This is a genomic window from Candidatus Epulonipiscium sp., from assembly GCA_012519205.1.
GTDB lineage: Bacteria > Bacillota > Clostridia > Lachnospirales > Defluviitaleaceae > JAAYQR01.
The window spans coordinates 82501-98542 of record JAAYQR010000011.1 but is presented as its reverse complement, the minus strand read 5'-3'; the positions used below and the strand labels follow the sequence as shown (position 1 = coordinate 98542).

General features: G+C 34.1%; 10 protein-coding genes and 1 pseudogene. 7 read left to right on the top strand and 4 right to left on the bottom strand.

Features of this window, described 5'->3' with window-relative positions; translation table 11 throughout:
- Window positions 1-13 precede the first annotated feature (13 nt).
- Window positions 14-1549 (top strand): glutamine-hydrolyzing GMP synthase, encoded by a 1536-nt coding sequence (gene guaA, locus GX308_03605; GenBank protein NLK21172.1) that lies wholly within the window; start codon window positions 14-16, stop codon window positions 1547-1549.
- A 453-nt stretch (window positions 1550-2002) separates the two neighbouring features.
- On the opposite strand, the gene GX308_03600 is transcribed toward guaA, so the two are convergent.
- Window positions 2003-3085 (bottom strand): IS3 family transposase, encoded by a 1083-nt coding sequence (locus GX308_03600; GenBank protein ID NLK21171.1) that lies wholly within the window; start codon window positions 3083-3085, stop codon window positions 2003-2005.
- Between the two features lie 232 nt (window positions 3086-3317).
- Here GX308_03600 and GX308_03595 point away from each other — a divergent pair, with 232 nt between their 5' ends.
- From GX308_03595 to GX308_03585, 3 genes and pseudogenes are all read left to right on the top strand, one after another.
- A complete protein-coding gene (locus tag GX308_03595; GenBank protein ID NLK21170.1) occupies window positions 3318-4784 on the top strand; it encodes a restriction endonuclease in 1467 nt (488 codons plus the stop codon).
- Window positions 4785-4841: 57 nt separating this feature from the next.
- Window positions 4842-6119, top strand: a complete 1278-nt coding sequence (gene dcm / locus GX308_03590) for a DNA (cytosine-5-)-methyltransferase (GenBank protein NLK21169.1) — start codon at window positions 4842-4844, stop codon at window positions 6117-6119.
- Window positions 6120-6210: 91 nt separating this feature from the next.
- Window positions 6211-7451 (top strand): annotated as a pseudogene (locus GX308_03585) (hypothetical protein).
- Between the two features lie 326 nt (window positions 7452-7777).
- On the opposite strand, the gene GX308_03580 reads toward GX308_03585, so the two are convergent.
- The 3 genes from GX308_03580 to GX308_03570 are packed head-to-tail and all read right to left on the bottom strand — an operon-like array spanning window position 7778 to window position 10704.
- Window positions 7778-8623, bottom strand: coding sequence for an ABC transporter permease subunit (locus GX308_03580; GenBank protein NLK21168.1), 846 nt, complete (start codon window positions 8621-8623; stop codon window positions 7778-7780).
- Window positions 8616-9812, bottom strand: coding sequence for a glycine betaine/L-proline ABC transporter ATP-binding protein (locus tag GX308_03575; GenBank protein NLK21167.1), 1197 nt, complete (start codon window positions 9810-9812; stop codon window positions 8616-8618). The genes GX308_03580 and GX308_03575 overlap by 8 nt, the downstream gene beginning before the upstream one ends.
- Before the next feature lies 1 nt (window position 9813).
- Complete coding sequence (locus GX308_03570) at window positions 9814-10704, bottom strand: glycine betaine ABC transporter substrate-binding protein (GenBank protein ID NLK21166.1); 891 nt, start codon at window positions 10702-10704, stop codon at window positions 9814-9816.
- 711 nt (window positions 10705-11415) lie between these two features.
- On the opposite strand from GX308_03570, the gene deoC reads away from it, so the two are divergent.
- The 3 genes from deoC (at window position 11416) to pflB (ending at window position 16042) form a co-directional block, all read left to right on the top strand.
- Window positions 11416-12102 carry a deoxyribose-phosphate aldolase gene (gene deoC / locus GX308_03565; protein NLK21165.1) on the top strand — a complete coding sequence of 229 codons (687 nt, stop codon included), beginning with the start codon at window positions 11416-11418 and terminating at the stop codon, window positions 12100-12102.
- A gap of 198 nt (window positions 12103-12300) precedes the next feature.
- Window positions 12301-13665, top strand: coding sequence for an NCS2 family permease (locus GX308_03560; GenBank protein NLK21164.1), 1365 nt, complete (start codon window positions 12301-12303; stop codon window positions 13663-13665).
- Window positions 13666-13810: 145 nt separating this feature from the next.
- Window positions 13811-16042 (top strand): formate C-acetyltransferase, encoded by a 2232-nt coding sequence (pflB, locus tag GX308_03555; GenBank protein NLK21163.1) that lies wholly within the window; start codon window positions 13811-13813, stop codon window positions 16040-16042.

Below are 16042 nucleotides of genomic sequence, written 5' to 3'. Positions count from 1 at the left end.
TAGGAGGAAAATTATGAGCCACGAGTTAGTCATCATTTTAGACTTTGGCGGCCAATATAATCAACTTATTGCCCGTAGAATCAGAGAAGCAAATGTATATTGTGAAGTACTTCCCTATGACACTCCTATGGATGAACTAAGAAAGAAAAATCCTAAAGGAATAATATTTACAGGGGGCCCTAATGTTGTTTATGAAAAAGAAGCTCCAATGATAGAGGAAAAGATATTTGAGCTTGGGATACCCATACTTGGAATTTGTTATGGATTCCAACTGATGGGACATCTTTTAGGAGGCAAGATATCCAAAGCAGAACAAAGGGAATATGGTAAAACAGATTTAAATATTTCCATGGATAGCCCCCTGTTTAAAGGAATAGAAGAACAAACTGTATGTTGGATGAGCCATACATATCATATAAGTGAACTCCCCAAAGGGTTTGAAATAATAGCCCATACTGCATCATGTCCCGTAGCTGCTATAGCAGATAATAATAGAAAACTGTACGGTGTTCAATTCCACCCTGAAGCAAATCACACGACTAAAGGAACAGATATAATTAGAAACTTTTTATTTGGTATATGCGGATGCAGGGGTGACTGGAAGATGAATGATTTTGCAAAAGAATCCATAGCGAAACTAAAAGAAAAAATAGGAGACAAAAAAGTACTCTGTGCCCTATCGGGTGGTGTTGATTCCTCGGTTGCAGCAGTGCTTATTCATAAAGCTATAGGAAAACAATTAACCTGTATTTTCGTAGATCATGGCCTACTTAGAAAAAATGAGGGGGAAGAAGTAGAAACTGTATTTAGGCAGCAATTCGATATGAATCTTATCCGCGTAAATGCCCAAGATAGGTTCCTAGATAAATTAAAGGGGGTAACAGACCCCGAAACAAAAAGAAAAATAATTGGAGAAGAATTTATTAGGGTATTTGAAGCTGAAGCTAAGAAAATAGGTGCAGTAGACTTTTTAGTTCAAGGAACAATATATCCAGATGTTATAGAAAGCGGTACTAAAGATGCAGCAGTAATAAAAAGCCATCATAATGTAGGAGGTCTTCCTGATTATGTTGATTTCAAAGAAATTATCGAACCTTTAAGAGAACTTTTTAAAGATGAGGTAAGAAACTTAGGGCGGGCTTTAGACATTCCGGAATTTTTAGTAGCAAGGCAACCCTTCCCGGGTCCGGGACTTGCCATCCGTATTATAGGTGATATAACCAGGGAAAAAATATCACTTCTACAAGAGGTAGATTATATATACCGTGATGAAATAGCTAAAGCCGGTCTAGATAAAGAAATCGGACAATATTTCGCAGTGCTAACAAATATCCGCTCCGTGGGTGTAATGGGGGATGAGAGAACATATAGTTATACTATAGCCTTAAGAGCAGTAGAAACCACAGACTTCATGACCGCAGACTGGTCTAGGATACCTCATGAAGTACTAGCCAAAATATCTAATAGAATTGTAAATGAAGTAGATCAGGTAAATAGGATAGTTTATGATATAACAAGTAAACCCCCAGCGACTATTGAGTGGGAGTGAATAGTAACGAAAATGTTACTGCCGTCAAACCCTTATAAATAGCATTTGTAGAAGATTAGTTCATTAAAAAATACAATAGTGATGCTATTTTGAAGCTATTTTACTAGAAATGATGAGAAAATGTGAGTAGTAGATTTTATGCTTATTTTTTATAAAGTTAAATAATAGAAAAAAAGAAAGCACTTAGAGCTAGATTGATTATCTAAACTCTAGGTGCTTTTTTATTTACTAAAATAGACATGAAAGTGAGCTACTAAAAGCATTTGTTTTTATCTTATGTCACATAAAATAAATGATGCGCAACTAAACCAAATAATATATTTGCTTTATAAATCTTAAGGTAATACCGGAAGCTGTCAAGCAAGTTGTCGTATAAAGTTTATGAAGGCAGTGCAAGGTTGCATGCTACCATGCTTGCCCTCCATGCCAATAGTTCATTTCATCAAATCTATGTTATCCATGAGCCACTAGTACTTGGCTATGTTCATCTTCATTTGCAGGGTTTAATGCTACTGTTTCAGAAAGAGAGCAGTCCCTAATCTGTCCACTCCAGCGCTCGGGATGTACTATTTTTGCCTGATTATATACTTCTATATGCTTTTGCATAATCTCTTCGCCATTCCCGTTGTGCCAATCATTTGGAGTCATGTAATTAATTCCACTATGGTAATGAACATAATTATACCAATGAACGAATTCCTTCACCCATTCTCTAGCATGCTTTAATGATTCAAATCCGCTTTCGGGGTATGTGGGAATATACTTCAATGTCTTAAACAATGCCTCTGAATAGGGATTATCATTGCTCACCCGGGGTCTTGAAAAGGAACTTTGAACCCCCAGCCTTTCCAAGGTTGCTAGGAATGTTGCCCCCTTCATCGGTGCACCATTATCAGAATGGAGTACAATCGGTCTTCCACAAATACGTTCAGATAGTAATGCTTTTCTTACAAGAACTTCTGAATGTGCACTATTTTCTTCTTCCCATACTTCAAAACCTACAATTTTCCTGCTGAAAATATCCACAATCATATATAGCTTATAGTACAGTCCTTTCACATCACGGTGTAACCACGTAATATCCCATGTCCATATTTCATTTGGTTTTACAGCAATATGCGTAGAAAGTGGTCTAGGTGCACCAGGTTTAGCTTTCCCACGATGAGTAAGCATTTTTTGTTCACGTAACACTCTGTAGAAACTGGATTCTGATGCAATATATTTATCTTCATCAGCTAATTTGGGAACAATTTGTGTAGGTGGTAAGCTAGCATATTCTTTGGAGTTTACTATTTCCAAGATTTCTTCTTTTTCCTCTGTGAATAACTTATTTTTTGGTTCTGGTCTGGTAGCGTGTGCTCTTTGATCTTCGTTGATGTGATCCCCTTGTGTCCACCGTTGATATGTCCTGCTGGTAATACCAAGTATTTTACATGCTGGTTCTAGCCTTGCTCCCTGCGCTCTTGCTCCATCAATAAGTTCAACCGCTGCCTTGCAATCTGGGAGGCTAATTAATCTTCCTCGTTTTCCCCCCAGATCACTTGAGCCTTTTTTTGAGCACTAATAAAGCCGCTGTTTCAGCAAGTGCTTTTTCCTTATGTGTGAGTTCTTTAGCGAGCTGCTTTGAACGATTTTTTTCTTCCACTAATTCGCTTTCTCTATTTGAGTATATTAACCTTCTATTCTATAATATATATAGGTTTATATTATAATAAATCTGACTTAAAACAATTAAGTAAATTAGCAATTAAATGGGGGAGTTATGTCAATGTTTAGGAAATATAATCCAAAAGAAAAGGAATCTATTTATAAATATGCACAAAAATTGAAAGGTAAAACATTTAAAGATGTTTGTGATGAAGACAAATATTTTTTAACAGAGGTTATAAAAGAGGTTACAGAGGAAGAATATAGGACATCTTATGAAAACAAAAGTCGTAAAGGTGGTTTAGGAGAAATAATAGAGGAAAGATATTTTCACTACAAAGCAGATAATATATCTGAGGCAGATTTTCCAGAAGCTGAGGTAGAATTAAAAGTAACACCTTATAAAATCAATAAAAATGAATCTATCTCTGCAAAAGAAAGATTAATAATTTCAATGATAAATTACATGGCTATTATAGATATGGATTTTTATAATAGTAATGCTTGGGAAAAAATAAAAAATATACTGTTATTATACTATCTGTGGGAACCGCATATAGAGGATAGGTTGGATTATATGATAAACTATATCTATATGCTTAGCCCGAAAGGAGAAGACTTACGAATTATAGAAAGTGATTTTTATAAAATTAAACAAAAGGTAGTAGATGGTAAAGCTCATGAGTTATCAGAAAGCGATACCTTGTATTTGGGTGCTGCAACTAAATCATCAAGTTCTAAAGATAGAACCCCTCAACCCAATTCAGAAATACTAGCTAAGCCTAGGGCATTTTCTTTAAAAGCATCTTATATGACATATGTGCTACGAAATTATATTTTAGGAGATAGTGAAAAAGAAGATAGAATATTAAAAGATGATGAGAAAGTAGAGTTTGAAGCCTTTGTCTTAGATAAAATTAATAAGTATAGAAACAAAAAAGATATAGATTTATTCGAAAAATTTTTTGGTGATAAAAATATAAAAAGTAAAGATAGGTATAGTCGTTTAGCATTGGAAATATTGGGAGTTAAAACAAAAAATGCTGAGGAATTTGAGAAAGCAAATATAAAAGTTAAAGCAGTCAGATTAGAATCCAATAAAAAAATTAGAGAATCGATGTCATTTCCAACTTTTAAAATTATGGATCTTATAAACCAAAGTTGGGAAGAATCAGACGTTTATAACTATTTTTTAGAAACAAAAATTTTATTTGTAATTTATAAGAAGAAAGAAAATAATTATTATTTAACTGGTGCAAAATTTTGGAATATGGCTGTAAGTGATATAGAAGGGACATTACAGGAAGAGTGGGAGAGAGCTGTAAAAATTTTTAAAGATGGCATTAAATTTACAATAGAAAAAGGCAAACCGATAAGAAATAATTTACCTAAGAAATCAAATACAAAGATATTGCATGTAAGACCTCATGCACAAAAAGGAGCACATTTGGTAGATGGTATAAAATATGGTAATGGAGAAATAAGTAGGGATACGGATATATTGCCAGATGGTAATAGGATGACAAAACAGTGCTTTTGGTTAAATAATGATTATGTACTTAAACAAATTGAAAACAAATTAAAATAGAGTTTGATCTTTTATACAAAATAAGTTACAATAGAAGTATCAAACGGAGGGATAATAATGGGATTGAAAGTTGTTGAACTTTTTGCTGGTGTAGGTGGATTTCGAGTAGGTTTAAATCATATAAAAGAGTTTAATAAAGAAACAGGACTTGCTATAGAAAATGGAGAATGGGATTTTGTTTGGGCAAATCAATGGGAGCCATCTACTAAGACGCAGCCTGCTTATGACTGCTATACAAAAAGATTTGGACATAAAAATCATAGCAATATAGATATAAATAAGGTTCATAAAAAGGAAATACCAGAACATACACTTTTGGTAGGGGGATTTCCTTGTCAGGACTATTCTGTAGCAAGGAGCTTATCAAATGAGATGGGTATTCAAGGGAAAAAAGGAGTACTATGGTGGGATATAGTTGATGTATTATATGAGAAAAGATCACCTTTTGTTTTGCTTGAAAATGTAGATAGATTACTTCAGTCTCCTGCAAATCAAAGAGGCAGAGATTTTGCAGTGATGTTGAAAACTTTAGATGATCTCGGATATATGACTCAATGGAGAATGATAAATGCTGGGGAATATGGAATGCCCCAAAGGAGACGAAGGGTTTTCATATTTGCATCATTAAAAGTTACAAAGTATTCAAAAGCAATAATTTCGAGAAAAAATAGGGAAAAATATCTTATAGAGGATGGTTTCTTTAATGATATTTTTCCCATAAAAACTACTGATGTAAAGCCAGAATATAAGTCAATAAAAGAATTTAAAGATTCAGTAGATATATCAAAAAATTATAAGGATGGGAAGTTTTTGACGACAGGGATGTGTATTAATGGAGAGATAATAAATTTTAATCAAATTGAACAAATTTCAGAAAAGCTTTATACTTTGGGAGATATAGTTAAAGAAGCTAGAAAATATCAGGATACAAACTTGGAGTACTATGTAATAGAAGGTAAAGAATTAGAAAAATGGAGTTATTTGAAAGGCTCAAAAAGGATTAAAAGAATAAGTAAATCTGGGCATGAATATGTATTTTCTGAAGGAAATATGTCCTTCCCAGATCCTTTAGACCTGCCCAGTAGAACGATGTTAACAAGTGAAAGTACTGTAAATAGATCATCACATATAATTTATGATGAGATTTTAGGGGAAAATAGAAAAATCACAGAAATAGAGGCAGAATTATTACAGATGTTTCCTGCTAATTGGACAAATACGGGTATGACGAGGAGACAAAGATATTTTATGATGGGTAATGCCTTGGTGACTGGAATTATAAGTAAGTTGGAGGGGAAGCTGAAGAAAATAATAATCGAAGAAGATGGTATTTAAATAAGAACTAAAATAGAAATTTTCTGTTTTAACATACAAAAGAATTTGACTAATTTTACCTTTGTTCTAGTCAAGCAAAATTGTAACACCTATGTATAAAATTTATGATTTCAAATATGATGGGAGGACAGTAATTGCGATTTCGGTGAAATCTAATGGAAGAACATATGCAACTACAGATGGAAGATGCCTGAAGAGATTAGGAAGAAATTCTAAACCATTTTATCCGGATGAAATGAGCAATAAGTATTCCTATATACATAATCCTGATTTTTCTGGACAAATTGTGGATAAGAGTACAGAAACTGATATCAACAAGCTGGAAATATATAAGTTAAAAGAGAAAATAAAACTTAGGGACTCAAAATCAACGTTACCCGAATTGGATGATATGGCATTTCTTCGTGATCTTGGACTTATAAAATCAGATGGGGAAAAGGAGAAACTTACAATTGCAGGATTATTTTTTGTTGGAAAAGAAGATGCGATCAAGCAATTATTGCCGCAAGCAGAAGTGATTTATCTTCATTATTCACCCGATAATCTTGAAGAATACGATGCAAGGTTGGATCTGAAACAGCCTATTATTAGTGTTATTGATAGATTGACTGTAAAGTTGTAATCGAAAATCCAGGAGGATTCTTGGGTGGGATTACGGAGAAAAATATAATTACACACCCGTCTATACCAAGAAATAAGCTAATTGCAGAAACATTACAACGATTAAAGTATGTTCAGAGAACAGGACAAGGTGTTGATATTATTTTTAAGGAAATGGTCTCAATGGGAAAACCATACCCTAAGTATCGTTCTTATAATGATGCTGTCTCTTTGACAATATATAGCTCTATTGATAATATTGACTTTGTAAAATTTGTCATTAAAGAACAAGAAATGCAGCAATATACTTTTTCTTTAGCAGAGCTTATGATTTTACAATACTTAACAGATGATAAAACAATCTTGTTATCAGAAGCATCAGATATAACGCAGACACTAGTAGATGATGTAAGAAAAAGTTGCAATAATTTAATAAGACTTGGTCTTCTTGAGGTGGTTGGTAAAGAATATATGCTTACAGCAAAGATGTATGAGGCTATTAAGTCAGATGTTGAATATACAAGAGACAGGACAGTTCACTATATTAAAGCTAAAAATATGGTTCTAGAGTATTTAGAAAAAAATGAGGCAATTACTAATTCAACAATCAGGGAACTTTGTGGCTTTACGAAGCAACAGGCACGGACTGTAATTGATAAAATGCGTAAAGAAGAAATTATCACTATTACAGGACAAGGTAGGATACGATATTCAATTGGTAACAATTACTAGGCCCTCAGCATATGGAGAATATGAGCCATATGAATTTGTAGAAAGCTATGAAGACTTTGAAGAAATGGTTAAAATGATCTAAATCAAAGTAATTACAGCATCACTATTGAAGCTGTTTTGATGCTAAAGAATGTGAAAAATAGAAAAATTGGATATAAAACATGATAAAATAGAATATGAAAAGGAATTTCATTAGATGGGTTGTTCTTTTTTGGGCACGATTATACTCCCTTCTTAATAAACCGTTTTATTATTTTAACAGTCTACCCAGAAGGGAGTATATCATAAATCAGATGCTTATTTTCTAATTATAATTTTATATTATGTTAGCGAATCCCTTGATTATTCTGTGCTATCTTTTCTGTTGCCCGATCTAAAACTATAGCTAATAAGACTATTCCTAATCCACCTTCAATACCCATACCAATATCTACGGTTTGCATTGCTGTAAGGACACTTCTTCCTAATCCACCAGCCCCTATCATTGCCGCTATTACTGACATAGATAGAGCCATCATAATACATTGGTTAATACCTGTCATAATAGTTTTGAGTGCTAGAGGTAGTTGAATACCAAAAAGTATTTGGAATTTAGTAGCCCCAAAAGCTTTTGAAGCTTCGATTTTATCTTCCGGTACTTCCCTAATACCTAAATTAGTTAGTCTAATAGCCGGTGGCATAGAGAATATCAAAATAGCTACGAGAGCTGATACTTTACCTAGGCTAAAAAACATAACTGCGGGAATAAGATATACAAAGCTTGGTAAGGTCTGCATAAAATCAAGTATAGGTCTTATGATTTTTTCTATTGTATTATCAAGGGCTGCTGCAATACCTATAGGTATGCCCATTAGTAGGGAGATAACAGTTCCTATCATTACTAATGATAATGTCCCCATGGCATCTTTCCATAATCCTAGGCCTAGGATAACTGAAAGTAGTATCATAAGAATTACACTTAGTTTTTTATCCTTTAATAAAAACCATATCAAAATACCAATAATTAATATTAGGACAATGGGGTTTATAGCAATTAAGTTTTTTTCAAACCCTTTTATAAACCATTCCAATCTCTTACTAATTGCTCTTGTTATAGGGGTAATTTTTTCTATATTTTTGTCAAGAAATGTATTTATTATATCTGCCAAGGGTATAATGGGTAATTTATTCACTCTTTACACCTCCTGTAATAGCTTCGAATATATAGCTTCTTATTACAATTCCTAAAAGTTTATTTTTGGAAGATACTATAGCAATTGGTTCATTGGAATTAGCAAGAGGTGCTAATAAAGATTCTAGGGATCTATGTTTTCTTACTTTAGTAAAATTAAAGTCTAGGTATTTCGTTATATTAGTATCTTTATTTTTGATAGCTCTTTCTAGTTCCTTACGCCTTATAAGTCCTTTTAAGTTATTATCCTTATCAACTACAAAAATAGAATCTATCTTTTTTTCGATAATTTTATCCATAATATCCTGAGGGTTATCTGTAATATTTGCTAGGGCAGTGGGTTCTCTCATTATTTGCTCGGCAGTAAATACTTTGTTTTTGTCTACATTTTCTGTGAATTTACTTACATATTCATCAGCAGGATTTATGAGTATATCTTGGGCTGTTCCAACTTGGATCACTTGCCCATCTTTCATTAATGCTATTCTATCACCGATTTTTATAGCTTCATCCAAGTCATGGGTAATAAATATAATTGTTTTTTTCATAATTTTTTGTAGGTCTACTAATTCATCTTGCATATCAGCACGGATTAGAGGGTCTAACGCACTAAAAGCTTCATCCATAATCAAAATGTCAGGATCATTGGCTAGGGCTCTAGCAAGGCCCACTCTTTGCTGCATACCACCACTTAATTCTTCGGGATATTTCATTTCCCAACCTTTTAGACCAACTTGGTCGATGGCCGCGCCTGCCTGTTCATATCTTTTAGATTTTTCGACTCCCTGAATTTTTAATCCATAAGCCACGTTATCTAATATATTCAAGTGTGGAAATAACCCAAAATTTTGGAATACCATACCCATTTTTTTACGCCTTGTTTCCCTTAATTGTGTACTATTCATTTTAGTAATATCTTTGCCATCTATTAAGACTTTTCCTGAAGTTGGTCTTATTAATCTATTAATACATCTTGCAAGAGTTGATTTACCACTTCCGGATAGCCCCATTATAACGAATACTTCCCCTGGCATAATGTCAAGGGAAATATTATTAAGAGCAATGACCTGTTTTGTTTCTTCTAAAATAGTTTCTTTATCTTTTCCATTTTTGAGATCTTCTAAAGCTTTTGTAGTCCTTTTTCCAAATATCTTGTATACTTTTTGAATGCTTACTTTTGGGTTGTTCATATTATTTAGATGCCACCCCTTGTTCTAATATTTCATCAAGAAATCCCCTATTATTTGCTAACCACTCAGCAGATAATTCTTCTAAGGAGTTTTCACCTTGTTCTAGTTTAAATAATATGTCTTCTATATCATCTATACTAATTTTGAAATTTTGTATAAGTTCATATGCCTCTGGTGATTTTTCTTTTAGTTCTGGGTTCATAACGGAACGAACATCATCAAAATCCCAAATATCCATATCATCTTCTAATACCTTAAGGTCATATTCAGAAAACATAATATGGGGTCTCCAACCCAAAAATGCTATAGGTTCTTCTGCTCTAACAGCATTATCTACTTCTGCTAGCATAGCAGGGGTACTTCCTTCTAATAATTCGATATTATCCATTCCATAAGCATCTATTGTTTCTGAAGCTGTTAACATGATACCAGCGCTAGGTTCGATACCAACTATTTTATTATCAAATATTTCTGCATTATCCTTAAGTTCTTGGATGGAGTTAATATCCACATAGGTAGGAACAACTATTCCCATGGTAACTTGTTCATATATCGTGTTACCGACTTCTAGTCTATCGCCGTATTTATCGATATAGTTACCGTGTAAAATTGGTAACCATCCATCTGGATAGATATCTATATCGCCTTGGGACATTCCTAGATACATAAAACCTACATCACCTTCAACTCTTTCTGTTTCATAACCTAACTCTCCTAAGGATAATTCAAGTATTTCAGTTATAAGGTCTATATGTGGGTAGGGTGTAACACCTAGATTAATTACACTTTTATTTTCAGTTGCACCTAATGTATTTTCGGTATTTGCACATCCTACAACCCCCATAAGCAATGATATAGATACCATTATCCCTAAAAATTTTTTTAACTTCATACCCCTTTTTCCTCCTGATTTTCTTTTTTTACTGGATTAAAACAAAAAGCACCCTAACTCTAGTATTATCGCTAATACGTAGAGTTAGAGTGCTTAAGTTTCGCCTTTATGGCTCACATTAAACCATTTGCATAGTCTAATTCATGACCACCTTATTTATAAGTTGATCCTGAATAAACCCCAGTTCTACCTAATTAAAGTTTTTCCAAAACAATTTCGGTTTTATGATTTAGCTTGAATTAACACCTACAAGTCCTATGGATGAATTATATTAAGACTTACATGCCCAACCTCACTAAATACTTACTCATGATTTGTACTTCACAATTTAATTGTAGCTTGCAATATATCATAAAAAAATTTAGTTGTCAATATGAATTTTAAGCTTTTTAATATTCAAAGAACATCATAAATCAATAATATATTTATGAATTTGATATTAAGGACGGCAAGAAGATAATACTAATAAAGGGCTATTTTTATGGAGGTTAGTTTAGAGAATATTGTATGTTAAAAGATATAGTTGATTTTGGTAATATGGAGGATTATGATATATATTATATAGTCAAAGAGATAAATCCTACTGGAATATCAAAGCATATAATCTTATTAACACTTATAAGAAATTCAGAATACATGAGTGAATATATATTTATAATTATTGAAACCATATATATATAAACTTTTTACATAATTATAGGAGGTATTGTAATGATAAATGAAAAGTTAGCTACAATGATTGACCATACAATGTTAAGGCCAGATACTAGGGAAGAGGACATTAAGAAATTATGTAAGGAGGCTATTGAATATGGATTTGCTACAGTTTGTGTAAATCCTTGTTACGTTCCCATGGCAAAGCATTTACTTCAAGATAGTGACATAGGCATAACCACAGTAATAGGATTTCCCTTAGGGGCTATGATTACTGGTATGAAGGCATTGGAAGCTAAGGATGCTGTAGAAAATGGGGCTACAGATGTAGATATGGTAATAAATATAGGGGCCCTAAAGGATAAGAAATATGACTTTGTAAGAGATGATATTAAGGCTGTAGTTCATGCTGTTAAGGATAGAGCCATAGTAAAAGTTATTATAGAAACCTCTCTTTTAACCGATGGGGAAAAGCAAAAGGCTTGTCTATTAGCCAAAGAAGCAGGAGCGGATTTTGTAAAAACTTCCACGGGTTTTTTAGGGGGAGGCGCTATAAGAGATGATATAGTATTAATGAGAAAGACCGTAGGGGATACCATGGGGGTTAAGGCCTCAGGAGGAATAAAGACTAAAGAAGATGCCGAAGCCCTAATAAGGGCAGGGGCAAACCGAATAGGTGCCTCCGCATCTGTAGATATTGCAAAAGGTAAATCTCAGGGTGCTATCATTAATGCCGAACATTAATAAAGGCATTCAGTAAAAAGTTCGAGAAACCATTGACAAGAAATGCTTAAATTTGATACAATAATTTTGTAATAAATATAAACTATATTCACATATGGAAGTCTAGAGAAAAGTCCAAGACAACCTGTGAATTTTTTAGTTTATGGAGTTTGACTATTTGCTTTTTCAATTTAAATTGTTTAAGGGAGGATATTTAAAATGGCACAATCAAAAGCAAAAAAGGGGCCTCAAAGCAATGGTTTATTAGAAAAGGTATTCAAGTTAAGTCAGCACAACACAGATGTAAAAACGGAAGTTCTTGCTGGGATTACAACATTTATGACCATGGCATATATCTTAGTGGTTAACCCTGATATTTTAAGCACAACAGGAATGGAAAAGGGAGCTGTTTTAACAGCAACAGCCCTAGGAGCAGCCCTAGGTACCCTTATGATGGCGTTACTTGCAAACTATCCGTTTGCCCTGGCACCGGGGATGGGACTTAATGCTTTCTTTGCCTTTAGTGTTGCCTCGGTTTATGGTTGGGAAATGGCACTAACAGCAATACTTATCGAAGGGATTGTATTCATTCTTTTGAGCCTTGTTAATGTTCGTGAAGCCATTTTTGATGCTATTCCTCAAAATATGAAATATGCAGTAAGTGTTGGGATAGGATTATTTATTACCTTTATAGGTTTTCAAAATGCAGGTATTATCGTATCAGAACAGGCAACTCTTGTTACCTTGGGAAATGTTAAAAGCATTACTGTGGTATTGGCTTTAGTTGGGCTTATTTTAACTGCCACATTAGTAATCAAAAAAGTAAAAGGGGCTCTGCTTTGGGGAATACTTGGCACTTATGTTCTTGGATTGGTTTGCCAACTTACAGGATTGTATGTTGTAAACCCTGAAATTGGTATGTTTAGTTTGATTCCTGAAGGAATTATATCTGCACCGCCAAGTGTAGCACCGACCTTTGCTAAGTTTTCTTTTTCTAAAGTGATTACATTGGATTTTATAGTTGTTATTTTTTCTTTTCTGTTTGTAGATATATTTGATACCATTGGAACTTTAATAGGGGTATCTAGTAAAGCAGGATTTTTGGACAAAGATGGAAAGCTGCCGAAAGTAAAAGAAGCCCTTCTTGCAGATGCTATTGGTACAGTAGGAGGAGCTATCCTTGGTACTTCCACTGTTACAACTTATGTAGAAAGTGCTTCTGGGGTTGCTGATGGCGGTAGGACCGGATTAACTTCCCTAACCACCGCGGTATTATTTGCAGTTGCTTTAATCTTTACACCAATTATAATGGTCATTCCTTCCTTTGCAACAGCACCGGTACTGATTATTGTAGGGCTGTTTATGATGGAATCTGTAACTAAAATTAATTTTACAGATTACACAGAGGGACTTCCAGCATTTTTAACAATCATCATGATGCCTTTAGCTTATAGTATTTCTGAAGGTTTAGTTTTTGGAGTAATATCTTATGTACTTCTTAAACTTATCACTGGTAAGGGTAAAAATGTTCATATGGTAATGTACATTATAGCAGCTTTGTTTATTTTAAAATATATTTTCTAAGCAAAACGAATAATCCTTGTATGACTGGCGGATAGTGGGATAACCCACGGGAAATACAGGGAAAACTCGCCGACCGCCTGGGCAAACAGACTATATTAAGCCTGTTTGTTCAGGCGGTTTTTTTATATTAAAAGGAGGCGAAAAGATGGAAGTAAATCAATGGAGAAGTTTTAGAAAAGGAGTATGGGAAAAAGAAATCAATGTGCGGGATTTCATACAAAAAAATTATACACCCTATGAAGGTAATGATGGTTTTCTAGAGGGGGCTACAGATAGAACAAGGGAGCTTTTAAAAAAATATAACGATTTATGTAGATTGGAATCTGAGTGGGGTGGAGTGTTAGATATCGATACTTCTACAGTATCGTCCCTACTTACATATGCTCCAGGATATCTTGAAAAAGAAAAAGAAATAATAGTAGGATTTCAAACTAACAGACCTTTAAGAAGAGGGGTAAATCCCTTTGGGGGTATCCGTATGACGAGACAGGCCTGTGAAGCTTATGGGTATAAATTAGATAGGAATATAGAGGAACATTTTGCTTATAGAACTACTCATAATGATGGAGTATTTAGGGTTTATAGTGATGAAATGCGTAAAGTAAGAAGGCATGGAATTATAACAGGTCTTCCCGATGCCTATGGTAGGGGAAGAATTATAGGGGATTATAGGAGAATTCCCCTGTATGGCGTAGATTTTTTAATAGAGGAAAAGAAAAAGGACAAGAAAAATATTGCCAAAAAGGCGATGACTGATGAGAATATTAGACTTTCCGAAGAGATATATCGTCAAATTGATTTTTTAGACAAATTAAAGAAGATGGCACTACTTTATGAGGTGGATATATCAAAACCCGCCCATAACTCAAAAGAAGCAGTGCAATGGCTATATTTTGGATATCTGGGGGCCATAAAGGAACAAAATGGAGCCGCTATGTCTCTAGGGCGGGTAAGTACATTCCTAGACATATATTTCGAAAGGGATTTAAAAGAAGGTACTTTTACAGAAATAGAAATACAAGAAATAATAGATGATTTTATTTTAAAACTTAGGATGGCAAGAGTACTTAGAACCCCAGAGTATAACGAATTATTTGCAGGTGATCCTCTTTGGATTACAGAATCCCTTGGGGGTATGGGAGAAGACGGAAGGACATTAGTAACCAAATCCTCTTATAGATTCCTTAATACTTTATATACCTTAGGTCCTGCTCCGGAACCTAATCTAACTGTGCTTTGGGCTAACGGGCTGCCTTTAGAATTTAAAAAATATTGTGCCAAAGTTTCTGTTGAAACAGATTCCATACAATATGAAAATGATGATATAATGCGAACAAGCTATGGGGATGACTACGGGATTGCCTGCTGTGTATCTGCCATGAAAATAGGAAAACAAATGCAGTTTTTTGGGGCTAGATGCAATCTTCCTAAGGTACTTTTAATGAGTCTTAATGGGGGAAAAGATGAAATAAGTAAGGAGCAGGTAGGCCCATATATGGAACCTATCTTAGGAGATACATTAGAGTATGAAGAAGTAGTGAAAAGATTTTCATATTATAGCCACTGGCTTTGCAACCTTTATGTTAATACTATGAATGTCATTCATTATATGCATGATAAATACGCTTATGAAAAGTTGCAGATGGCACTTCATGATACCGAGGTAGGAAGATTTATGGCTTTTGGAGTAGCCGGTCTATCGGTAGTAGCAGATTCTTTAAGTGCTATAAAACATGCCAAAGTCCATCCTATTCGAGATGAAAAAGGAATGATAATCGATTTTACGATGGAAGGGGATTTTCCTAAATATGGTAACGATGATGAAAGGGTAGACAATATTGCTAGGGATTTGGTTGTCGAATTTAATAATGAACTTTCTAAGGTTCCATCCTATAGAGGAGCAAAGCATACCCTATCTATATTAACAATAACTTCTAATGTGGTATATGGAAAGAAAACGGGAAATACCCCCGATGGAAGAAAAATGGGGGAACCCTTTGCTCCAGGGGCTAATCCTATGCATAATAGGGATAAAAAAGGAGCACTAGCCTCCCTTAACTCTGTAGCAAAACTTCCTTATGAGGCCTGTAAGGATGGTATATCCTGTACCCTTAGTATAGAACCAACTACTTTAGGGAAGGCAAAAGACGAACAAATCAACAATTTAGTAGGTATTCTAGAGGGCTATTTTATTCAAAATGCTCATCATCTTAATGTCAATGTAATCAATAGGGAAAAATTGATAGAAGCTATGGAGCACCCGGAAAAGCATCCCAATCTAACAATTAGGGTATCCGGTTATGCGGTTAATTTCCACAAATTAAGCAAAGAGCAGCAGCAAGAAGTAATTAGTAGGAGTTTCCATGGTAAATTATAA

Excerpts from the sequence above, each read along its gene's own strand:
- guaA (NLK21172.1), top strand. The coding sequence starts at position 14 with ATGAGCCACGAGTTAGTCATCATTTTAGACTTTGGCGGCCAATATAAT.
- GX308_03595 (NLK21170.1), top strand. The coding sequence starts at position 3,318 with ATGTTTAGGAAATATAATCCAAAAGAAAAGGAATCTATTTATAAATAT.
- dcm (NLK21169.1), top strand. The coding sequence starts at position 4,842 with ATGGGATTGAAAGTTGTTGAACTTTTTGCTGGTGTAGGTGGATTTCGA.
- GX308_03575 (NLK21167.1), bottom strand. The coding sequence starts at position 9,812 with ATGAACAACCCAAAAGTAAGCATTCAAAAAGTATACAAGATATTTGGA.
- GX308_03570 (NLK21166.1), bottom strand. The coding sequence starts at position 10,704 with ATGAAGTTAAAAAAATTTTTAGGGATAATGGTATCTATATCATTGCTT.
- deoC (NLK21165.1), top strand. The coding sequence starts at position 11,416 with ATGATAAATGAAAAGTTAGCTACAATGATTGACCATACAATGTTAAGG.
- GX308_03560 (NLK21164.1), top strand. The coding sequence starts at position 12,301 with ATGGCACAATCAAAAGCAAAAAAGGGGCCTCAAAGCAATGGTTTATTA.
- pflB (NLK21163.1), top strand. The coding sequence starts at position 13,811 with ATGGAAGTAAATCAATGGAGAAGTTTTAGAAAAGGAGTATGGGAAAAA.